Raw genomic sequence first — 21,930 nt, 5'->3', positions numbered from 1 at the left:
CCTGTGCTGCCATCGGCAACTTACGAATGTCACTTTCATTTAGCATCCAGTTCTAGCAATTGGCATTTGTGGGAGAGCGTTCGCTTGGGTATTCCCAGGCTCTCTGCTGCGAGGGCACGATTCCCGCCGTAGTAAAGCAATCGCTGGCTAATCAATTGCGCTTCATAATCGCGAACCGCTTGGCGCAGATCATGGATCTTATTCAGCGTGCCGCTGGCTTCTGATGTCGCTGAATCAGCGCCACTGGCGGTATCGCTGGGCAGGAGCAAGGCTTCAATATCGCCACCGGCGGGGGTCATGGCGCAGGCATAATCGATCAAGTTTTTGAGCTCACGCACGTTGCCGGGGTAATCACGCTCTTTTAGCTGCCGCAACGCGGCGGGTGTGATGCCCATCTCACTGCGTTCTTCCCGTACACAGAAATCAGCAACAAAGTGCTCGGCCAGAAAGGCGATGTCTTCACGCCGTGCCGACAGCGAAGGCAGCGAAAGCGGGAACTGGCCTAAGCGATAATAGAGGTCAGCGCGAAACCGCTGCTGTTTGATCTGCTCGCGTAGCGGCTGATGGGTAGCCGCAATAAGACGCAGGTCTGCACAGCGTTCTTCATTCGACCCTAAGGGGCGATAGCGGCCGCTCTCCAGCACCCTGAGCAGTTTGGCTTGCAGCGCTAGCGGCATATCGCCGATTTCATCCAGAAACAGCGTACCGCCGTCGGCTTGGGCGATGAGCCCTTCCCTGGCTTGATCAGCGCCTGAAAACGCCCCTTTGGAGTGGCCGAACAGCTCCGACTCCAGCAGCGATTCGGGGATCGCGGCACAGTTAATCGCCATGAACGGCGCCTTGGCGCGCGCCGAGAAACGGTGAATCGCTCTCGCCACGAGGTCTTTGCCGGTACCGGTTTCGCCCTGGAGCAGCACCGCTAAATTGGTTTCGGCCGCACGAATCACCTGCTGCCGAAGCTCTTGCATGGCGATGGAGTTACCCAGCAAATCACTCGCAAGCTTGGCCGCTAACCCCTGGCGCCGGGTGTTGTCGTTGAGCTTGGCTAACGAGTCACGCAATACCGCTGATTTCTGACGCTCTCCCTGACTGCTTGCCAGGCGCGACCACAACCGACACAGCAGGGCCTCAAAAGCGACAAAATCGCTACACTCCATGAGGTTCGTCAAGGTTGCCGCTTCCGTGACGAAGGCCAGCACGCCTAGCCACTCCCGCGAACTGTCCTGGAGTCGTAACGGCCTCACGTGTAGCCGCAAGTCGCCACTGAGGGAGGCTATTTGGGCTTGAAAACCGGGATGATCAAGCCGGGTACGCGCTTCCCCCACGCCCAGTGTCACCGGTTTACCGCTGCGGATGGCATGGGCGTAGGGGTGACTAAACTCATCACAGTTGAAGCGCGCCTCACTATTATCACGGCCCACCCAGCGGCCGCTGCTGTCTAGATAGAGGCACTCCACCCACGCCAAGCCCAGGCTATTACCCAGCAGTTGCCGACTGCGTAAGCGCAGCTCCCGTGGTGTGGTACTTTCAACCAACGCAAGCGCCATGGGCATAGCCGCCAGCCCAGCTAAAGGCTGCGCTTCGCTAGCATTGCGCTGGTCAAGAGCCTTTACCTGCATGGCGCTATGCCACCTCCGCAGTAAAGACACCGCTGTCGGCATCCGTGCCCAACACTACCCGGCTAACGTTCTCGCGCCGTGCCATACGCTCAAGCAGGGCACGGGAAAGCGGCGGCAGCAGTTCACCGTCGATCACCGACTCCAGCATGCGTGCGCCGTTTTCACTCCGCGTCGCACGTTTACAAATTGCCTCGGCCAGGCTGTCATCCAGCACCACCTCGGCATGGCGATGGCGCTCACGGATGCGTGTTGCCAAGGTATCCAGCTTGGCCTTGACGATGTCACGCAGGGTATCGCCGTCCAGCGGCAAGTAAGGCACCACTTCCATACGCGCTAATAGCGCCGGTTTAAAGAACTCAGCCAGCACCGGGTAGAGCGCGGCATCCAGCGCTGCTGGGTCATCGCCATAGCTAACGATGGCTTCGTAGCCCAGGTTAGAGGTCAGGAAGAACAGCACGTTTTTGCAATCGATAACGCGCCCTTCCCCGTCGGCCAGTTCGCCTTTATCAAACGCCTGGTAGAAGAGGTTAAGCACATCGGGATGGGCTTTTTCGACTTCGTCCAGCAGCACCACCGAATAAGGGCGCTGACGGATCGCTTCGGTGAGTAGCCCGCCCTCGCCAAACCCGACATACCCCGGCGGCGAACCAATCAGACGTGAAACCGTGTGCTTCTCTTGGTATTCCGACATATTGATCGTGGTAAGAAACTGACGACCGCCATACAGCTGGTCGGCAATTTGCACCACGGTTTCGGTTTTACCCACGCCGCTGGGGCCTACCAGCAGAAATGCGCCCAATGGCCGCCCCGGGCGACGGAGATCCGCACGCGCGGTTAGCAAGTGGCGATGGATACGCTCAATCGCACTGCCCTGCCCCTGGATTAGCGCATCCAGATGGGTCGGCAGTTCGGTGAGGCGGGTTAGCTCGTCGCTGGTCATACGCTCGACCGGTACGCCGGTCCAGTCGCCAATCACCTGGGCAATTTGCGCCTCTTCAACGCTGGGATTAACCAGCGCAAACGTCTCTTGCAGTTGGGCCAGCTGCTGCTCCCGTTCGGCGAGTTCTTGATGCACGCCCTCGGGAAGTTGATCAACGGCATCATTATCCGTTGCCTCTAGCAGTTGGCGGTGTAGCGCCACAATGGCATCGACGCATTCGCGCTGCGCTTGCCAGGCGGCTTCCAGGCTTGCCAACTCCTCTTCCAGCTTGGCTAAGCGTTCGGTTAAGTCGTGGTGGCGTTCACTATCCGGTTCGCGCCCCAGCAGACGTTCACGCTCGACCTGATCGCGCTCACGCAGCGCGGCGATATGTTCACTCTGTAAGTGGCTTAGCTTGCGGGGCGGGGTATCCAGAGCCTGCGCCAATCGGGTACAGGCGGTGTCCAGCACATCAATGGCTTTGTCAGGCAGTTGCCGTCCGGCCAGGTAACGGGCAGAAAGCGCAGCGGCAGCACGCAGGCCGCTGTCGCCGATCAGCACGCCGTGGGCGCGCTCATACACATCCCGCAAACCGCGCAGGATGACCAGCGCTTGCTCAACGCTTGGCTCGGAAAGCGCAATGGGCTGGAAGCGTCGCGACAGCGCCGGGTCTTTTTCAAAGTACTTTTTGTACTCACGCCAGGTAGTAGCGGCGATAGTACGCAGCTCGCCCCGGGCCAGGGCAGGCTTGAGCAAGTTGGCCGCGTCACCGCCACCTTCCTGGTTACCAGCACCGATCAGCGTGTGTGCTTCATCTATAAATAGCAGCGTGGGACGCGGGGCGTTTTTGACTTCGTCAATCACCGCTTTAAGGCGCTTTTCAAACTCGCCTTTCACCGCGGCACCGGCTTGTAGCGCCCCTAGATCAAGGGTCAGCAGCTCGACATCTGCTAGCGCAGCGGGTACTTGCCCCGCCACAATGCGTGACGCTAAACCTTCTACCACAGCACTTTTACCCACCCCGGCATCGCCAATCACAATGGGGTTGTTTTTGCGCCGACGCCCCAGGATATCGAGCATTTGGTCGATTTCCGGGTCGCGCCCCAGCACAGGGTCAAGCTCACCATTGCGCGCCTGTTCGGTCAGCGAGGTAGCAAAACGGGCGAGTGCGCTGTCATCGCCAGCAGGATGAGCAGCCTGGCGTTGTTTAGCGTCGGCACCCTCCCGAGGTGCTTCGGCTGAATCGGCCGTAAGACGCTCCAAGTGGCGGCGTAGATTTTCGCGATTGATATCTTCCAGTAGCGCCGTGCTCTTCGGACCTAAATAGCGCGGGGCGTTGTGCAGTAGCGCCGTGAAAAGCACGCCGCTGCGAAGCGCTTGATGTCCATACTCGGTGGCTGCCAGTAACCACGCGTCCTGCAGCAGCTCTACCAATAACGGCGAAAAGCTGGGTGTCGACACCTCAAGATCACGAGGCGGACGGCTCTCCTCAGCCATTCGTGCGCGCAGCTCCTCGACATCAATATCAAGCGTTTCCAGCAGTAAGCGCACATCACATAGCGGCTGGTCGACCAGCGCCAGCAGCAGGTGCCCGGTGGTCACCTCCGGTGCTTGCTGCTCTGCGCACAGCACGGCGGCCTGCTCGAGGCCATGACGAGAAATTCCATTCAGTCGACTAATAAGCGCCGGTAGCTCTACCCTAAGCATGCTATCTCCTAACGATAAATCTGATCGAGTAAAGCTCTGACTTGCTCAGCCTGCTGATCCAGAGACCAAGAAAGCCCCAAATAAATACCCACCAACGTAACGCCGAACAGGGCAAAGATGGCCCACAGCGGTAACCCCTCGTGCATCCCTTTGCCACGCCCTTTCACCACATGCCTAAGTGGCTGGGTCAGCATCTCATCTGGCGGCTCATCAAGTGACGCCAGTTGATCGCCCAGCGCGCGTACAATCTGGTCGTACTCTTCACGACCATGGGTTTTCACCCGGTAACGCCCCTCAAACCCAAGGCACAGGCACAAATAGATAAAGGCCAGCATGTCGCGATAGCGATGAGGCTCTTGCTGCAGCCGCGCGAGGATAGAGAAAACTTTTTCGCCACCCCAGGTCTCGTTATGAAACCTCGCTAGCAGCGAGTGCTCAGCCCACACGCTCTGCCTCCCCCAGGGCATGCCCATCACGGTTTCATCGATAAACGAGCAAAGCACATAGCGGTAGGCGAGCAGTGTCGGGCGGTCATACCCCTGTTCGGTTAGCTCAATTTCGATAGAGGCAATTTCGTCCACCACCTGACGATATAAGCGCTCGAGATCATCAGCGCCGTCCACCTGTCGGACGCGCACCGCCATGCCCAGCAGGCTGCTCGATGCATCGACCAGCGGGTTTAAGTTGTGCCCGCGCAGCCGAAACCAGTAGTCCTCGTCAGCATTGAGGTGTTGGGCATGGCTATGCACCAACTGCTCAACGCCGCTGTCTTTTATGTGGTCTTCATGGCGAACCGGCTCACCCATCGGGTAGTCGTTTTTGGCGTCATCTTGATGCGTGGCAATATCTTGCATGGCTTAACTCCTGATCGCCCAAAACTGCATCTCCAACCCGGGAAATTCGCCCGCCACGTGGAAGGCAAAACCGCTTGCGCCATCCAGCATTCCCCAGGCTTCGCTTTGTCGGCTGAGTTGGAAGTAGGTATAGCCCGCGTGATAAGGCAACTCGCGAGGGGCCACCGGTAACGGCTCCAAGGGCACACCCGGTAATTGCAGACTAATAAGGTCGCGAATACGCTCGACGCTGGCCACTTTGGTTTGCTGTAGAAACTGCTTACGCAGGCGCTCGTTGGGCATGTCGGCACGCACTGCCAAAATGAATTCGGCTGTTTCAAACAGGCTGGTATCCGAGAGCGGCGCCACCAGTAAGCCAAATTTCCGTGCCTGTATCTGAATGGCGATCGCGCGGGGTTCAAGCACGGTGGAGAGCGCTTGGCGCATCATCTGCATCAAGGGCCGGAATCCGCGTTCGGGATGCTCATGGTCATAAGCAGGGCACTCAGGCGGCAAACGCGACTCATCGGTAAACGTCACCAACTCACTAGCGATTTCATACATGGTGTCGTAGAGCCGCTCCGGGTGAACTTGCCCCAAGCGTGACAGATGCTGAAACCGTGGCTGGGCGCGGTTCAGTAGTTGTAACAGCATGAAATCGGTCACATCGGCAACACCTGCCTGATTAGGCGTCGACAGCCGCTGAGCAATATTGCGCGCCCGCTCTCGCATCAAACCGGCCATCTCACCCACAAACCGCTGCAGGCTTGGCGCTGCTTGCACGTTCATTAAGGTGGGAATAAATTGCTCATCCAGTACCAAGCTGCCGTCGGGGCGGCGCTCTAGAATGCGCGTAACGGCCAAGCAGGCATAACCACTGCGGTCTTCTTGCTCTAATAACAAGCGCGGTGAAACGCGCGCGACGTCCAGGTCGGCCATATCACCGTCGCGGGAGTGCAGGTCACGCACGCTGCGCGGCGAAAGGCGATAACGTGCGGGCAGTTCGTCATCGGGCCAGCGCACTTCCCCGACGCTATCCGTGGCCAATGGCAAGCCTAAGTACACCACTTGATTGGTAATGCCCGAGTCTGCAACTTCCAGCGCAGAAGGCTCTAAATCATCCTCAGGCAATTGGAAGGCAACGCCATCGGGCATGACGCCACTCGCCCGGCTAATCGCAATCCGGCCAAAGCTTAAAAACTCGTTGTTCAACTCCAGGGTTAAAAATCCGTATAGATAGTGACTAACCCCTTTAAGCCGCGTATCAATCAACCCTTCAAGGCTGCGCTGCTGCTGTTGAAAGTGCTGCGGCTTGATAAATAGCCCTTCACTCCATACCACGCGATTGCGACTGGCCATCACTCTTCCTTCCTTAGTTCTACTTCACTGTTGCGCAGATGAACCAGCAAGTGATAATTCTCTGAACTGGCCTTCACTTTGACGACTTTCTTCCACTCCGCCTCGTTTGGCTCAGCGTAGAACGCAATCAAACCGATATAGCGCGTGTCCTCTTCAATGGCGAAGGGTTCGTAGAATTTCCACTGGCCAGGTAGCAAGGTGAAGTCGTCATGGGCCAGATAGTTCGTACCCAACGCCGCTTCCAGATCCTCGCTGAGCTGATCCATGTCAGCGGCCATCAACATGGAGTCATCTTTGAGCTGCAAAATTTGAAAGCGCAGTGGCGTCCCGTCACCCTCCCTGTTCGGGTTCACATCGGGTTCTGCGACCATGCTTAAATCGACCAACGTGGGCTGGTCTTCCGGATAGCCCACGGGTATCGAGGGGTCTAGCATGACCTCCCAGGCTTTACCGGCTGCTTCACGGGTCGAGGCACAGCCCGTGATCGACAGCAGCACGACAAGCACCCCAATAAGCCCGAGGCTCTTGGCCTTGCTCATGCGCCCTCCCGCTGCTGGCGACGAACAGACTGGTCATACGCCTGCTCGAAAACCTCCCAGAACAGTTTTTGGAAGCCTAGCTGGCGGCCTGAATTAAGCTCGTGGTAGTAGTGACGATACATCTCCCATGCCCAGCCGTTTTCATCTTCCATGCGCGTGCCGGCACCACGGTAAGCATGGAAACGTTTGAGTAGCGCTTCAGGTGAAAAGGCATCCAAAATAGCGGTTAGGGCGTACTCGATGGCTTCCTCAACTGCCGCTTGGTGATGGCCTTGATGACGCAGGCACTCCCCCACTGCTTCGGGCGCCGAAAGGTGAACCGGGCTGCGCTGGGCCGAAAACATCGTCTCGACAGTGGCCTCGTACGCCTGGCCAAGGCGCAGGGGATTATCTTCGATAGGCTGTAAACGACGATCCCGGAGGGGGTATTTGCTATCGTTTTGGGTTTGCTGCAGAGCACGTAAGCCATTAATAGCAGCCCGTAACGTATGGCCCGCTTCTTCAAGAAACGCCTGCTGCTCTTCGCTATCACGGAAGGGAATGTCGATATCCAACCCCCTTAATAGCGGGTCGGCCCCCACATGGCCAAGGGAACGGCCACTAGGCTTTTGCCAGCGATCCTCTAACTGCTCGCCAACGGAACGTTCGAGGTCATCTATTGCCCGCTCATCCATGCTACTGCTCCTCTCTGTCTGGTTGCCTGCTGTATAGCCGTTTGGCGAATGACTGCTTGGTGAATAATCGCTTGTTGAATGACCGCCCGGTGAATAGCTGCCTGACTTGCGCTTGATCGCTGGCATGCGAACAGCGCCTTCGCGCCGTTCCTGCTGGTCTCGCCCCACACTTCCTTCACCGCGCCGCTCTGAACCCAGCAACTCAGGCATCTCTTCAATGGATTCGGAAAGCTGAGCATTGGCAGAACGGGGGTCGAGAGCGGCCATTGGGTCTTCATGTCCTACTCCACGCGCTACCCCGCCTAATGCCTCCATGGGATCTTCTTTTTTGGCGGCTTCCGCACGTAGCGGCTGGTCTTCTTGAACCAACGGGCGGCCATACGCATCTACCGCCTCCTGCTCTTCATTGACTAACGAGGCCAGAGGTTGAGCACCGGGTTGAGTACTCTGCCGATCACCCAAATGCACTTTAAGACGGTACTCGCCGACTAGCACTTCATCGCCCTCGCTCAAAGCGACCTTACGGTTTCGCCCAATCGGCAGGGTGGCGCGATTGATAAAGGTGTGCCCGCTGCTATCAATCAGGCAGAACTTGCCGTCAATTTTGCTCACTTGGGCATGCTGCGGGCGAATTCGGCCGGCGTGATCTTGCAATAACCAGTCATCATCGGTTGAGCAGCCTAAGGTGCCGCCGACTTCATGAAAGACATGACTACTTGTTGAACGGCCTTCTAGGCGCTCACTATTGGCAATGACCAGCGTTACAGCGGAAATTGGGTTGGCGTTCATTGTTTAACCTGTCATCTGAATACGCACTCGGCGGCGTTTTGAGGCGCTGCCGGACTCGGGATTAACAAAGGTGGTCCAGCCGAGCTGGCAGGTGCCAGCATCGCCTAACCGCATCGGTTTTACGGCGCTGGGTAACAGCTCTAACTCGAGGTCGTAGGCCAACGGCTCGCGCAGCACAAACTCAACCAAGGTGCGCAATGGAGCATGCTCCCTGCCATCGGGTAGGAAGTCGCGAAAACGCTCCAAAGTAAGACCAAATAAACCCAGCACAAATTTGCCGTTAACATCAGCAACGCGCTCACCGGCCACTACATCGCTGCCTAACGTCATTGCTGCCATACCGCTTCGGCTGCGTTGATCCATCGGAATCTGAACCCAGCGATGTACCCACTCTTCAATCTGCACATCATCAAGGTCAAAGCAGTGCCCTACGATGCTGCAGACGACCTCGGGTGAACGCGAACGGCCTGCCAGCAAACCGGCATAAGCCAGCATCTTGCTCCAGTTGATAGGCGTCTCAACGCGCAGGTCACTGTCCGCCAACCCCACCAAAGCAAAAATGGCCGCCGAGAACCCATCGCTAGCACCATCCTGATAGCGGATGTAGTGGCGATATTTACGCCAACTGCGGTGCACTAACGCCAGTAAGCGATTATTGAAAAAATCCAGGAAATCGCCTGCAACACCGTCGTGGTGGGCTGCCTCATGTGCCAATGTTTCAAGGTAATAGCTGGGCAGCGGCGACTGAGACCCCTGCAGACCCAAGAAGCTAACTTCCAGCTCATAATGGCCCTCAGGCTGAAAAGCCAGTGAGAGCACATCACTGCTGGGAAAGCCTAGTGACGCTGAAGCGCTATAGCGCACGCGCTCAAAAGCGGGCGCACCTCGCTGAGCGCACTCTAGGTCATCGCCATGATGACGATGCAGAAGCTCTACTAGCTGATAAAAATCGTAACGCCGCGCCTTTGCCATCAAAGGGGCAAGCGCTACATCAGAGGCTGTTGCCCCGACTGTAAGGTCCATTTGTAGCGCTCGTGATTTTGACGGTTAATAACATGCAGCTCATGAAACGAGTTGATGCTGGCGTACAAGGAGAAGAACCGCGCCAGCACACTGCCAAATAAATACAGACTCCCTTCGTCGCCAAAGGCATCTTGATCTAGCGTCATGACCGAACGCAGACCACGAATGGGCAGCCCTCTTTTCAGCCGATCAATGGGCTGGGTTTCAATGCTAACAATGCCTGCCAGCCGTTTTTGAGCCACTCGCTCGGCCTGCCTATCGACCAAGGCACGGAAATCGTAGGCACGCAGCACAGAACACAGCGCATCACGCTCCAGTAGCGATAAGTAGTTAAGCGATAGATTAGAAATCAGTGTCCATAGCAAGCTGCCATCCAGCGTGGGGCGCAACACTGGCGTGGGGCGGGTGATATTTTGAAACATGGCATACGAGGGGCTCTCTTCCGTTGAGTAGCAAATATCGCCTACCGTCAAACGCTCAGGCAGCTCTCGATTACTACACGTCAATCCGAGCGAGACGGTTTCGGACATGCCGATGTAGCTGCGCTCATCGCCACGCACAAAGGAGATGTCGTGATCAAACCCATCCCCGCGCAAGCTGTCGCGCACGCGAAGACGGTAGTAGGAGGCATCGTTGCCACGGTCTCTCTTGACTTGGTGTTGAAAGCTTTCAAAAGGCACGTACTCACGCGGCGTACCGCGCCCTTTACCGGTCTCGTTCTCTAACCAGCCTTCCACCTTATCGACGCTAAAAATTTCATAGTGGCCGGGAGATCGACTATTGGGGTGAATGCGGTATTCACTGCGCTCCCCGCTAACATCAACAGGCTCTGCATCGTGAGAGAACAGGTTGATCGCCGGCGAGCAATACAGAGCGAAATGCTCGTCCCTCACCCGTGCGTCGGTCGGTAACGTACGCTCAAACTCTAGGCGCAAAATAATTTTGTCTGCGGGAATGGCCGGCAAGTGTTGGCTCAGGGCTGTTACATCAAAGAAATGGAAAGCCTCTGGAAAACACAAGTATTCCTGCAGTATCCGATACCCTTGATACACATTCCTCGGGTAGGGCAGTAGTGCATGATGGCGATCAAAACCAACCGGCTGCAGCAACTGCTTGGGCAGAGGCAGCCGTTTGCCATCAATTTCCAGCTCTACGCGCGCTAGGTAGTGGCTCATCCACAGGTAAAGCGTGCGCGCTGTATAAGCGTCTCCACCCAGGTGCAGACGCAATGTATCAATCCCCATCGCGCTGAGGGGCTGATCACTATGTACATCAAGCGCCAACTCAACAATGGAGGCATCGCGTGTATGGCGTGCCTCAACCCCCGCATGTTCGAGCGGATAGAGCGTCACGTCATGACAAGTGCGAAACATGCAGGTAGTGCCATCCACTGGCTTACTAGCTAATTCCGTACCCCGCTCCAGGAACTGATGGGTACTCAGCGCATGCCACGTAGGGGTAAATTGCACCACAGTCATGCTAGGCACCGGGCGCAAGTAGTTCGGCCATAGCATGCTGATCAGCGAATGGGTAAGTTCGGGGAACTCATCCTCCACTTTTTCGCGCATACGGCCAGTTAGAAAGGCAAAGCCTTCTAATAGACGTTCAACATCAGGATCGGTACTGCGCTCTGACAAGAAGCGACTCAGGCCGGGGTTGCCCTCCGCAAATTCTCGCCCTTGGCGCTTCAGAAAATTGAGCTCGTCCCGGTAATAGCGATTTAGCATTCGGGCCTCGCAAGCCTATCAGTTAAGACACTGATAGCGCTTATTATTGAGCAATAAGTCGATCGTGGCGTGGGCGTTATCTCGCCCTAACGCTACGGTGGCATGTACTTGAAAATGCAGTTGTAAGGGATCGCCATTATTGGGTAATGACTCAACTTCAACGTGCTGAACCCGCGGCTCAAAGCGTTCGATGCATTGCCGAATGGCGCGCTGGATATTCAGCTCTAAATCCAGCACGCCGATCGTTGCATCATTGAAGTCCAGCAACCCCAACTCAGGCTCGCAGGCGCTATTGCCCGGATGACTGTTGAGCAACTCCACCAAGTGGCGTTTGATCGACTCAACAGTTTCCGCCAGCCTCTCATCCTCCCCATGCGCTAACGGCTGTTCAGGCATCGCAAGACGCTCAAACAGACGGCTACCTAGCAGGCTGCCATGGTTAATAGCCATGATGGAGAGGTTCCCTTATTCCTTGTCGAGACGTCCGACTAACGACAGCTCAAAGTTGGCACCCATGTACTTAAAGTGCGGGCGCACCGACATAGACACCTGGTACCAACCCGGATCGCCTTCGACATCCGACACCTGAATAGAGGCGGCACGCAGCGGGCGGCGGCTGCGTACATCGGAGGGCGGGTTCTCTTGGTCGGCCACGTATTGGCGGATCCAGGTATTCAGCTCACGCTCAAGGTCTTGACGCTCTTTCCATGAACCGATCTGTTCACGCTGGAGCACTTTAATGTAGTGAGCCAGGCGGTTGATGATGAACATATACGGCAGTTGAGTACCCAGTTTGTAGTTGGTCTCAGCGTCTTTGCCTTCGGGCGTGTTCGGAAATACCTTGGGCTTTTGTACGGAGTTAGCCGAGAAGAAAGCAGCGTTATCGCTGCCCTTACGCATCGTTAACGAAATAAAGCCTTCTTCAGCCATTTCGAACTCGCGGCGATCCGTTACCAGCACCTCGGTGGGGATTTTAGCCTGCAACTGGCCTAGCGCTTCGTAGGTATGGACAGGCAGGTTTTCAACCGCACCGCCGCTTTGAGGACCAATAATGTTCGGGCACCAGCGGTATTTTGCAAAGCTGTCGGTCAAGCGCTCGGCCAGCAGGTACGCCGTATTACCCCACAGATAATGGTCGTGATCTTCGCTGACGGTTTCACGATAGTTAAATGTCTTGATGGGGTTTTCGACCGGGTCGTAGGGCATCCGCAGCAAGAAACGAGGCGCCGTCAGACCTAAATAGCGCGCGTCTTCTGACTCGCGCAGACTACGCCAGCGAGCGTACTTAGGCCCTTCAAAGATGGCTTTAAAATCTTTGATATTGGGCAGCTCTTCGAAACTGTCGATGCCGAAGAAGGAGGGTGCCACCGCTGACAGGAACGGCGCATGGGCCATCGCCCCTACAGCAGCCGTGTGCTGCAGTAGTTTCATATCAGGGGTCGAGGGGGTGAAATCATAATGCCCGATAATCCCTGCTACCGGCTCACCGCCAAACTGACCATACCCGCCAGCATAAACGTGTTGGTAGAGCCCGCTTTGGGTAATTTCCGGGGCAAACTCAAAGTCATCCAGCAATTCTTCTTTGGTGGCGTGAAGCACATCAAGCTTAATGTTTTCGCGGAAATCGGTGCGGTCGACCAACAGCTTCAAGCCACGCCACGCAGACTCCAGCTGCTGAAAGCTATTGTCGTGAAGAATCTCATCAACTTGCCGACTAATTTTCCGGTCAAGTTCAACGATCATGCTATCTACAACGGCTTTATTAACCTGCGGGGCAGCGTTCTCGCCGCTTAACAGTTCGGAAATAAAAGCGGCAACGCCTTGCTTGGCAACGTCGTAGCCCTCATCCGCTGGCGCCATACGCGTCTGCGCCATCACTTGGTCAAGTAAAGAAACCTCTTCCTGGGCTTCCACCGTTTGGCTTTTCTTTTGCGCCGTATCACTCATAGAGATGCCTCGAATACAATCCGGTTACTGGACTAGCACGAAAATAAGAATGCTTAATCGTTACGATTAGGGTCAGAATCAAGCAGCTCTAGCTCCGCCAACAGCTGCTGACGCGTTTCGTCACTTTCGAGTAGCTTCTGCAAACGATCACGAAAAGCAGGTACGTTGCCCAGCGGCCCCTTCAATGCCACCAACGCCTCCCTTAATTCGACTAGCTTACGCAGCTCCGGCACCTGCCGAGCGATACTGTCGGGCGCAAAATCATGGAGTGATTTAAATTCCAAATTGACGGCCAAATCGCTTGCTTCACCCTCTTCTTGCAACCGATTGGGAACCGCAGCCTGCAAGCCAAGGTTCGCTTCGCGCATAACAGACTGGAAGTTATTCTTATCAACAGAAACAGCCTCACGCTCCTCAATGGAGGTATCTTCCTCGCCTCCCTTGAAGTCACCGACCACCAATAATTTCAACGGCAGTTCAGTCTCGGCCTGCTGATCACCTGTAGCGGGTACATACTTGATATTGATGCGCTCTTTCGGCGCGACCGTTCCTTGCTTAGCCATGGTTTTCGCCCGTAAAAATTAGAACATTTTCGATTCAAAGAAGAATGCTTATTAATTGCGGGAAAGTACCGGATTTACACCGAAAGTACCAAATGGCTCTAAGCAGGTACTGCGACAATCTGAGAGAAGAAGACTTTCAAGAAGACGTGTTTTACGACCTTTTTCGCGAATTTTAGCAGCACAATAAAAGAAGCTAATTAAAACTAATTATTAAAAACCGCATTTGTAAGAGATCTCTTACAAAAACTGTCAGTGATTTCTTACAAAACGGAGAGCAAAATTCATACAAGAGAGGTGGCGGATGCAGACTCTGAGTGCAACACACTCACTGGATGGTTGATGGGCTTTCATGGTACTTGGTCATCAGCTCGCTCATCACTTCTATCGGACATTTAAACCCAAAGCGTTTTCGAGGTCGCATATTTAGCTCAAAGGCAATGGCGTCTAGCTCTTCCTGGCTATGCACTGAAAGATCCGTTCCTTTCGGTAAATATTGACGGATTAGGCCATTGATATTCTCATTGGCCCCCCGCTGCCAGGGGCTATGGGGATCGCAAAAGTAAATCGCAACACCGGTTTCTTGAGTAATTTTTGCATGGTGTGCCATTTCACGCCCCTGATCATAAGTCATGCTTTTTCGAGCGGTGGTCGGCATTCGGTTCAGGGCAGCACTAAAGCCTGCGACGGCGGATGTGGCGGTGGCGTCATCCATTTTTGCGAGTATCAGATAGCCACTACTAAGTTCTACCAAGGTGCCTACCGCAGACGCGTTATTCTTACCTTTAATCAGATCGCCCTCCCAGTGGCCGGGCATTTCACGCTTACTGACCTCGGGCGGACGTAAGTGAATGCTGACCATGTCAGGGATCTGTCCACGTCGATCCACTTCGCCACGGCGAGGCTTGCGTGTGGTTTTACCTTGTCGCAAGCAGTGAATCAGTTCCTTGCGAAGGTGGCCAACAGGCAAGGCATAAATGGCCGTGTAGATGGTTTCTCGGCAGACGTAGGCATCGCGCAAATCAGGTAGTTTCATCATTTTGAGCTTGCCGCTAATTTGTTCAGGAGACAAGCGTTGTCGCAACATATAAACGATGAGGTCAAAACGCTCCGTGCCCGGCACAAGCTTCTGTGTCGGGCGACAGGCAGCTCGACGCTTTTCTCGCTGACGTTGAGCGTGCCGGGCACAGTAACCGTTCTGGGCTATTTGGTTACGGCGTATTTCACGAGAGATGGTTGAAGGAGCTCGCCCTAAGAGCTGGGCAATATGCCGAAGGCTCATCCCTTGGGCTTGACCCACTTGGATGCTGGCACGTTCTTCAATGCTGAGTTCGAGGTAAGACATGGGACAACACCTTAGCGAAATGCTCAGGTGTTGCACTCAATTTCTGCGGCCAAGGGTGCTTAAATGGGCAGCGCCGTCATTTTTAGCGGCAAAAATATTGCTCCCATGGCCCTAGTTCTGCTTAAAATCCCAAGAAAGGCTTTAGTCATAAAGCAAGGTAACGGTAGATGCAACCCAGCGTTACTAAGCGCTTGTAGATGTAACGAGCAAGCAAGCAAGTTCTTGCCCTGCCAGGCAATATCTTGCCCAGCACAGGCAACTTTTTGCCCCGCAGAAAGAAGCGCCCTACACAACAAACACATAACATATTGATATATAACAAATTTAAAAACTTGGCCCTGAAGTTGCTCTATTGTCTTCGTCCACGTGACATTTCTTTAATTTTTCAGTCAAGGAGCAGACCATGCCAACACCATGTTATATCAGCATCGAAGGCCAAACTCAGGGCAACATCACAGCAGGCGCTTTTACCCCTGACTCCGTAGGCAACATCTACGTTGAGGGCCATGAAGACCAAATGCTGGTACAAGAATTTAAGCATGTCGTTACCGTACCCACTGATCCGCAGTCTGGTCAGCCATCCGGTCAGCGTGCACACAAGCCCTTTATCTTTACCGTTGCCCTGAACAAATCAGTACCGCTGATGTACAACGCACTAGCGTCTGGTGAAATGCTGCCCAACGTTGAGCTGAAGTGGTACCGCACCTCTGTTGAAGGTAAGCAGGAGCACTTCTTCACGACCACGCTGACCGATGCCACTATCGTTGACATCAACCTGCGTATGCCACACGCCCAAGACATCACCAAGTCTGAATTCACCCAGTTGATGGACGTGTCACTGGCTTACCGTAAAATTGATTGGGAACACACTGTTGCTGGCACCTCTGGTTCCGACGACTGGCGCGCCCCGATCGAAGGTTAAGCTGTTGCTAATAGCCTAGCCCTGGCCTGAAAAACAAGGCCTGAAACAAGCGAAGCCCCTTCCACTTGGAAGGGGCTTCGTCGTTTCTGCTCTATTGCTGCAGGTGTTTCGCTATTGGTATTGCGCCAAGGCTCTGGGATTAAACAAACCGCCCCAAACCTACCGTTGAACGGAGACGATCCATCGTTACAACAGCTTCTTCCCGCGCCCGTTCGGCGCCTTTTTGCAACACAGCCTCAATGTGGGCCGGGTCTTCCATCAGCGCATTATAGCGTTCACGCGGCGCGCTCAAGTGTGCATTCAAGTACTCAAACACTTGATCCTTAGCCGCGCCCCAGCCAATACCGTTCACGTACTGCTCACGTAGACTAGCGGTCTCTTCAGGTGTCGCAAAAGCGGAGTAGATTTGAAACAGCGTGCAGGTGTCTGGATCTTTCGGCTCACCGGGCTCCAGCGAGTTGGTCTTAATCTTACGTACCAGCTTCTGCAGTTTTTTCTCAGCGGAAAAGAGCGGGATCGTATTATCGTAGCTTTTGGACATCTTGCGCCCATCCAAGCCATTCAACAGCTGTACTTTGTCGTCTACCACGGCCTCAGGGAGGGTAAAGTGCTGCCCTTTATAAAGATGGTTAAAGCGCCCGGCGATATCGCGCGCCATTTCAATATGCTGAATCTGATCGCGCCCTACCGGCACCTTGTTGGCGTTAAACATTAAAATATCCGCCGCCATCAGCACGGGGTAACCAAAAAGGCCCATCGTAATGCCTTTATCAGGGTCTTGGTTTTCTGCCTCTTCGTTTTCAGCCACCGCTGCTTTGTAAGCATGGGCGCGATTCATCAAACCTTTGGCACATACGCAGGAGAGCATCCACATCAGCTCGGGAATTTCGCCAATATCAGACTGGCGATAGAAAATGGCATTATCGGTATCCAGCCCTAGCGCAAGCCAAGTCGCGGCAATCTCCAGGCGAGACTGCTGCACCCGCTTGGGGTCTTGGCACTTGATTAGGGAGTGATAGTCGGCCAGAAAATAGAACGACTGCACGGTTGGATCCTGGCTTGCCTCAATGGCGGGCTTGATAGCGCCCACATAATTGCCCAAATGGGGCGTGCCGGTGGTGTTGATACCGGTGAGGACGCGGGTTTTTGCGGTCTGGCTCATGGTTTTTAGGCTCATCATTGAACGTACATTGTCGTATGATACTTGTATGAACCTGGGGATGCGACAGGCAGAATTTGGTTTTACAATATCCGCAGAGAGTGATGAGGATTTACAAGAGCATTATGCCGTTATCATTCTGAAAGAAATGCTCAATCGATGAAAAGAAAATAGGGGTCACTAAAGGCAAGCGGCTCTTCCTGATCATCATATACAGCTCCAAACGCGACGAAGCACTTTTCTCCATCAACAAGCAAAGGAAAATAAAAACACAGGAAGGCCTCCCCCTCACACTGATCTACGACCTGCCCAAGCCCTTTGATACTCTCCCAATTCATCTTTTCAATATAATTTTGGTCATAAGACTCACTCCCCCAGTTTATTGTTTCGAGATTCTCCTCAACCGCTTTTGCGTAAGCCGACTCTGCATTCATATTGGCTTGCGCCACTATCCGGTAGTTACCTGCCAAATGCTCATTTATGATTGCTGACTGCATGCCGGCAGTCCCCAGTAGCAGTGCCCCGGCTAGTAGCGCCATGACGATGACCAATGCAGCGCCTTTCTGACGATTTTGCAGAGTCATCAGTCGTCACCAAAATCGATATTTTCTGACAAACCCTCTAATGCTTGACGCATAGAGAACTCATAACCATATACTGACAGTAACTCCCAAACACTCAGGTCAGCATTAATACTATTGACATTATTGAATACAACAGAGCCATTGGAGATAACACTACCAACAAACTCAACGCCAGACATGCTTAAATTGACACTACCCGCTCCCCAGATAAGTCCTCGAAACAGTGCATTGGTATTATTGCCATTAAAATTAATTTCGCCACCAGCGACAATGGCGACATCAGTGACTGAGGAGTTATCATTCTGCTGTATTGAAATGTCTTGCTCTACTACGACCACCTTTCCACTAAGTTCAGTCACGTTTAACTTATTTATATTTCCATCGCAATAAAAGACCTTGCCCGATGAAAACATGATTTCGTTTTCGGTACAGGTAGCAATCACGCCGTCCAGATTTTTAATGTTATTGATATAGCCTGTGTAGTAATCATGCGAGTCGCTTGATTGCGGAGAAGGAATGATCGATGGATCTAAATTTGAGTTAACCGTTGATTCACTTACCAGGATATTTTCCGCCCCGCTCACGGCACCTCCCGCAATCACTGCATCGCCCTTCCCCTTCTGACTGGTAGGAGTATCAAAGAAGCTGGCATATATGCCCTGTCGCTCCATGACATGAAATACAATCGCCTCACCATTGTTCTCTAAGGGCAGTTCCACCCGGTAAAGCGGTGCGTCACCCGACACAAGTTCGCCTAACACGTGCTCGTCCTCATTACACTGGCTTGACGAATCATGATTCGGTACATCTTTAAGAAAACTTACCATCGGCTGCCCATTCTCTTCCTGATCCGCCACCGTACAGCTACAGGCATCCTGATTCCGTTCACACCGTAACGTATAGCGACCCGGCCCGCTTTGACGAATTTCACTGGTAAGCCTCTGGGCAATAAAAATCAGGTTCTCTTGCTTACGGCTTACCTTGTCAACATTTTGAAAGGTCTGAAAGGTCGTTAGAAACAGTTGGCCAGCCCCAAGGATAATGACCGTGCCGATCGCCAACGCCACCATCAACTCCACCAGTGTAAAGCCCTGCTGACGCTGCCTCATGGTGAGCTCTCGACCTTGGGAAGAAGAAAGAAGTAGCTAAATTGATCGTCATTGTTCTCGCCCAAGGCCACAGTCACGTCAATGCGACAATCACTTCCACTGTCATCTTTTGCAATATAGCTGTGGGAAGAAGAGGCTCCCCGTAGCGGTGTCGCATCACTATTTTGAAACCAATGTTCCTTCCATGCACTCTGCACGCCGGAGATGTAGACATCCTCGCAGGTCTGGCCTGTTTCGAGCGTGGCTAGCTGAGCCCAAAGCCGCTCCTGAGCATCCACAGCCGCAACACTTGCCACCGAACGCTGATAGCCTGCATTGGCACTTTGCAGTGCTTTAAGCTGCATGGCGGCAACGCCGATCAGGCCAATCGAGAGAACCACCAGTGCGATTAGCGCTTCCAATAAGCTAAAGCCGCGCTGAGAATTCATGATTCACTCTCCTTCCTGCGAAGGCTGTCCGATGTGCTAATCACCAGCGTTACAGAAGGAGCTGAAGCACTTTGATGGGTGGGGTTTAACGTCATTTCGCAGGGAGAGTCAGGACAGTTGGAAGTGGCAGCGTTGCCCACACTTTGAAAGCGTTGTCGCCTTAACTCACCAACAGGCATTGGGTAACCTTTCGCCACTCGAACTTAAGGTTATATCCTCTTCACAGCCATCATCTTGAACGGTGCTCGCAGTCAGTAGGTAGCCGTCACCGTTAATACTCTCAGCAATCTCATAATTTTTTTCGGGGGATAACTCGCTGATGGTGCAATCGCTATAGCTGTAAGAGCGCGTGTAACAGCGCTCAAGCTCTGAAGCGGCTTGCATAAGGCCTGCGTGGGCGTCGGTTCGAACTGATTTTTGTACGTAGCGGGTATAGCTGGGGTAGGCAATAGAAGCGACGATACCGATGATCACCAGCACAATCATCAATTCAATGAGGGTGAAGCCGCGCTGACCATTCAGTAAAGAACGGCCAGTGGAAAGATTAGAGACGTAAGACACGCGGCTTCGCTCCCGTATTAGTTGGCTCATACTGTTTCAGTATGTCGCAAACCAATACGCATTGCATTACGAATACCTCTGATCAGCTGCTGGCGATTACCTTTTCACGCAGCTCTTTCGGCATAGAGAAGGTAATGGTCTCTTCGCGGCCCTGTAGCTCTTCAGGTAATGCAGCGCCCATGGTCTGCAGCTTGGCAATCACACCTTTTACCAATACTTCAGGGGCACTGGCACCAGCGGTTACCCCGACACGCGCTACGTTCTCAAGCCACTGGGGATCGATTTGATCAGCGTTATCGATCAAGTAGGCAGGCGTTCCCATACGCTCAGAAAGCTCACGCAAGCGGTTAGAGTTTGAGCTATTAGGGCTACCTACCACGAGTAATAAATCACTCTGGGCGGCTAGCTCGCGCACCGCATCTTGGCGGTTCTGCGTAGCGTAGCAAATGTCGTCATTGCGCGGCCCCTGGATGTCAGAAAACTTCTCGCGCAGCGCATCGATCACCTTGGCGGTATCATCCATTGACAGCGTGGTTTGGGTTACAAAGGCCAGCTTCGAGGGGTCATTTACCTCCAGCTTAGCAACGTCTTTTTCGTCCTCTACCAGGTAGATACGCCCGCCGTGTGAGGTGTCATAACGCCCCATGGTGCCTTCGACTTCCGGGTGGCCTTCATGGCCGATGAGAATGCACTCCTGACCACGCTTGGCGTAGCGCAATACTTCCAGGTGCACTTTAGTGACCAGCGGACAGGTCGCATCGAACACCTTCAACCCCCGCCGCTCTGCATCGGCTTGCACCGCACGGGAAACGCCGTGGGCGGAGAAGATAACGATGACATCGTCCGGCACTTCATCCAGCTCTTCAACAAACACAGCCCCACGGGCACGCAGCGTTTCGACCACAAAACGGTTATGCACGACCTCGTGGCGCACATAAATGGGCGGGCCAAACACATCCAGGGCGCGATTGACGATATCGATCGCGCGATCCACCCCGGCGCAAAAACCGCGCGGATTGGCCAACTTAATCTGTATGGGCTGTGCTTGCGTCGTTTGCATAATAGCGCCTTGATGCGTAAGCGGCATCGCTTAGTGAATTAATGCGTGGTCACCGGTTTAACGTCGAGCACTTCGACCTCAAACGTCAGGGTACGCCCTGCCAGCGGGTGATTAAAGTCCACCTCGATACGATCACCGTCAATGGTTTTGACCACACCTGGCAATTCCGTTCCCGCTTTATCGGCAAACGACATCACCATACCAATTTCCGGGGCTTCATCGCCAAAATCTGCCCGCTTCAGGGTTTGAATATTTTGCGGGTTGTGCTGGCCGAATGCATGCTCAGGGGTTATCTGAAAGGTACCCTCCTGCCCCGCAGCCAAGCCTTTAATCGGATGCTCAAAACCGGGCGGCAAATTTCCGTCGCCAAACTCGAAGGTAGCCGGTGCTTTGTCTTTGGTGGAGTCCACCAAAGTGCCATCTTCCAGCTTTAAGGTGAAGTGTAGCGTCACCTCCATGCCTTCATCGATCAGATAGTCGCTCATAGCAGTTCTCAATATACGTTGTTCTCAACGTTCAATTAATGGGAAGTCTTGGCCGCTTTTTTGCGCCGCCGCTCGCCCATAATGGATTCCCAGATTAAAGCGACCGCCCCCAGGGTAATCGCTATATCCGCCACGTTAAACGCCGGGTAGTACCACCCAGCGACGTGAAACGATAAAAAGTCGACCACATAGCCATGCATCAGGCGGTCGTAGAGATTCCCCAGCGCCCCGCCAATAATCAGCGGCAGCGCTATCGCCAATAACTTTTCATCGTGTTTGATGCGTGAAAGCCACACCGTCAACGCTACGCTGGCACCTACGGCAATCAACGCAAAGAACCAGCGCTGCCAGCCAGGATGTGTGGCTAAAAAGCTGAACGCTGCGCCAGTGTTGTGCAGTAGCGTCAGGTTAAAGAACGGCAGTACTTCGACCGGTTGGGCGTAGCCTAACTGACTGCTGGCCACGTATTTGGTGATCAAATCCAAGGCAACTACTGCCACAGCCAGCCACAGCCAGCGCAGTGGCCGCTGCATCGTCGGCCGTGCGTTTGTATCCTTAGGTGCCTGCTGTTCATTAGGCAT

At 54.0% G+C, this 21,930-nt stretch carries 21 protein-coding genes; 1 reads left to right on the top strand and 20 read right to left on the bottom strand.

Translation table 11 applies throughout. The features are described 5' to 3' along the window. Positions 1 to 35: 35 nt before the first annotated feature. The 12 genes from AC4EYZ_RS16795 to AC4EYZ_RS16740 form a co-directional block, all read right to left on the bottom strand. Positions 36 to 1,619: a sigma-54 interaction domain-containing protein gene (locus AC4EYZ_RS16795; RefSeq protein WP_490203919.1), complete on the bottom strand. Its 1,584-nt coding sequence runs from the start codon at positions 1,617 to 1,619 to the stop codon at positions 36 to 38. Positions 1,620 to 1,623: 4 nt separating this feature from the next. After that, a complete protein-coding gene (gene tssH / locus AC4EYZ_RS16790; RefSeq protein WP_490203918.1) occupies positions 1,624 to 4,245 on the bottom strand; it encodes a type VI secretion system ATPase TssH in 2,622 nt (873 codons plus the stop codon). A gap of 8 nt (positions 4,246 to 4,253) precedes the next feature. Beyond that, positions 4,254 to 5,099, bottom strand: a complete 846-nt coding sequence (gene icmH, locus AC4EYZ_RS16785; protein WP_022521997.1) for a type IVB secretion system protein IcmH/DotU — start codon at positions 5,097 to 5,099, stop codon at positions 4,254 to 4,256. 3 nt (positions 5,100 to 5,102) lie between these two features. Then, positions 5,103 to 6,437: a type VI secretion system baseplate subunit TssK gene (gene tssK, locus AC4EYZ_RS16780; RefSeq protein WP_027956914.1), complete on the bottom strand. Its 1,335-nt coding sequence runs from the start codon at positions 6,435 to 6,437 to the stop codon at positions 5,103 to 5,105. Next, on the bottom strand, positions 6,437 to 6,976 hold the full coding sequence (gene tssJ / locus AC4EYZ_RS16775; protein WP_490203917.1) for a type VI secretion system lipoprotein TssJ: 540 nt from the start codon (positions 6,974 to 6,976) through the stop codon (positions 6,437 to 6,439). Before tssJ ends, tssK begins: the two co-directional genes overlap by 1 nt. Then, on the bottom strand, positions 6,973 to 8,439 hold the full coding sequence (gene tagH / locus AC4EYZ_RS16770; RefSeq protein ID WP_490203916.1) for a type VI secretion system-associated FHA domain protein TagH: 1,467 nt from the start codon (positions 8,437 to 8,439) through the stop codon (positions 6,973 to 6,975). The genes tssJ and tagH overlap by 4 nt, the downstream gene beginning before the upstream one ends. 3 nt (positions 8,440 to 8,442) lie before the next feature. Further along, on the bottom strand, positions 8,443 to 9,462 hold the full coding sequence (gene tssG, locus AC4EYZ_RS16765; protein ID WP_027956916.1) for a type VI secretion system baseplate subunit TssG: 1,020 nt from the start codon (positions 9,460 to 9,462) through the stop codon (positions 8,443 to 8,445). Beyond that, on the bottom strand, positions 9,426 to 11,189 hold the full coding sequence (gene tssF, locus AC4EYZ_RS16760; protein ID WP_490203915.1) for a type VI secretion system baseplate subunit TssF: 1,764 nt from the start codon (positions 11,187 to 11,189) through the stop codon (positions 9,426 to 9,428). Before tssF ends, tssG begins: the two co-directional genes overlap by 37 nt. An 18-nt stretch (positions 11,190 to 11,207) precedes the next feature. Further along, positions 11,208 to 11,639, bottom strand: a complete 432-nt coding sequence (gene tssE, locus AC4EYZ_RS16755) for a type VI secretion system baseplate subunit TssE (RefSeq protein WP_022521991.1) — start codon at positions 11,637 to 11,639, stop codon at positions 11,208 to 11,210. Positions 11,640 to 11,654: 15 nt separating this feature from the next. Further along, a complete protein-coding gene (gene tssC, locus AC4EYZ_RS16750) occupies positions 11,655 to 13,136 on the bottom strand; it encodes a type VI secretion system contractile sheath large subunit (protein ID WP_009287536.1) in 1,482 nt (493 codons plus the stop codon). A gap of 53 nt (positions 13,137 to 13,189) precedes the next feature. Continuing rightward, complete coding sequence (gene tssB / locus AC4EYZ_RS16745) at positions 13,190 to 13,699, bottom strand: type VI secretion system contractile sheath small subunit (protein WP_009287535.1); 510 nt, start codon at positions 13,697 to 13,699, stop codon at positions 13,190 to 13,192. A gap of 325 nt (positions 13,700 to 14,024) precedes the next feature. After that, positions 14,025 to 15,041, bottom strand: a complete 1,017-nt coding sequence (locus AC4EYZ_RS16740) for an IS30 family transposase (protein ID WP_317998401.1) — start codon at positions 15,039 to 15,041, stop codon at positions 14,025 to 14,027. Positions 15,042 to 15,444: 403 nt separating this feature from the next. Here AC4EYZ_RS16740 and AC4EYZ_RS16735 point away from each other — a divergent pair, with 403 nt between their 5' ends. Further along, positions 15,445 to 15,963: an Hcp family type VI secretion system effector gene (locus AC4EYZ_RS16735; RefSeq protein WP_009287534.1), complete on the top strand. Its 519-nt coding sequence runs from the start codon at positions 15,445 to 15,447 to the stop codon at positions 15,961 to 15,963. A gap of 139 nt (positions 15,964 to 16,102) precedes the next feature. On the opposite strand, the gene AC4EYZ_RS16730 is transcribed toward AC4EYZ_RS16735, so the two are convergent. The 8 genes from AC4EYZ_RS16730 to lspA form a co-directional block, all read right to left on the bottom strand. Further along, positions 16,103 to 17,125 (bottom strand): tryptophan--tRNA ligase, encoded by a 1,023-nt coding sequence (locus AC4EYZ_RS16730; protein ID WP_027956918.1) that lies wholly within the window; start codon positions 17,123 to 17,125, stop codon positions 16,103 to 16,105. Between the two features lie 149 nt (positions 17,126 to 17,274). Then, positions 17,275 to 17,706, bottom strand: a complete 432-nt coding sequence (locus AC4EYZ_RS16725; protein WP_022521987.1) for a hypothetical protein — start codon at positions 17,704 to 17,706, stop codon at positions 17,275 to 17,277. Further along, on the bottom strand, positions 17,706 to 18,815 hold the full coding sequence (locus tag AC4EYZ_RS16720) for a PilW family protein (protein WP_022521986.1): 1,110 nt from the start codon (positions 18,813 to 18,815) through the stop codon (positions 17,706 to 17,708). Before AC4EYZ_RS16720 ends, AC4EYZ_RS16725 begins: the two co-directional genes overlap by 1 nt. Further along, positions 18,812 to 19,243: a type IV pilus modification protein PilV gene (pilV, locus tag AC4EYZ_RS16715; protein ID WP_159177957.1), complete on the bottom strand. Its 432-nt coding sequence runs from the start codon at positions 19,241 to 19,243 to the stop codon at positions 18,812 to 18,814. The genes AC4EYZ_RS16720 and pilV overlap by 4 nt, the downstream gene beginning before the upstream one ends. A 165-nt stretch (positions 19,244 to 19,408) precedes the next feature. Continuing rightward, complete coding sequence (locus tag AC4EYZ_RS16710; RefSeq protein WP_490203914.1) at positions 19,409 to 19,804, bottom strand: type IV pilin protein; 396 nt, start codon at positions 19,802 to 19,804, stop codon at positions 19,409 to 19,411. A gap of 82 nt (positions 19,805 to 19,886) precedes the next feature. Beyond that, on the bottom strand, positions 19,887 to 20,891 hold the full coding sequence (gene ispH / locus AC4EYZ_RS16705) for a 4-hydroxy-3-methylbut-2-enyl diphosphate reductase (protein WP_490203913.1): 1,005 nt from the start codon (positions 20,889 to 20,891) through the stop codon (positions 19,887 to 19,889). Positions 20,892 to 20,902: 11 nt separating this feature from the next. Beyond that, positions 20,903 to 21,349 carry an FKBP-type peptidyl-prolyl cis-trans isomerase gene (gene fkpB, locus AC4EYZ_RS16700; protein ID WP_022521982.1) on the bottom strand — a complete coding sequence of 149 codons (447 nt, stop codon included), beginning with the start codon at positions 21,347 to 21,349 and terminating at the stop codon, positions 20,903 to 20,905. 35 nt (positions 21,350 to 21,384) lie between these two features. Beyond that, a complete protein-coding gene (lspA, locus tag AC4EYZ_RS16695; RefSeq protein ID WP_490203912.1) occupies positions 21,385 to 21,930 on the bottom strand; it encodes a signal peptidase II in 546 nt (181 codons plus the stop codon).

Source organism: Vreelandella sp. 162(4c) (genome assembly GCF_058152265.1).
The sequence above is the reverse complement of the archived record's forward strand: the minus strand, read 5'-3'. Positions and strand labels throughout refer to the sequence as shown.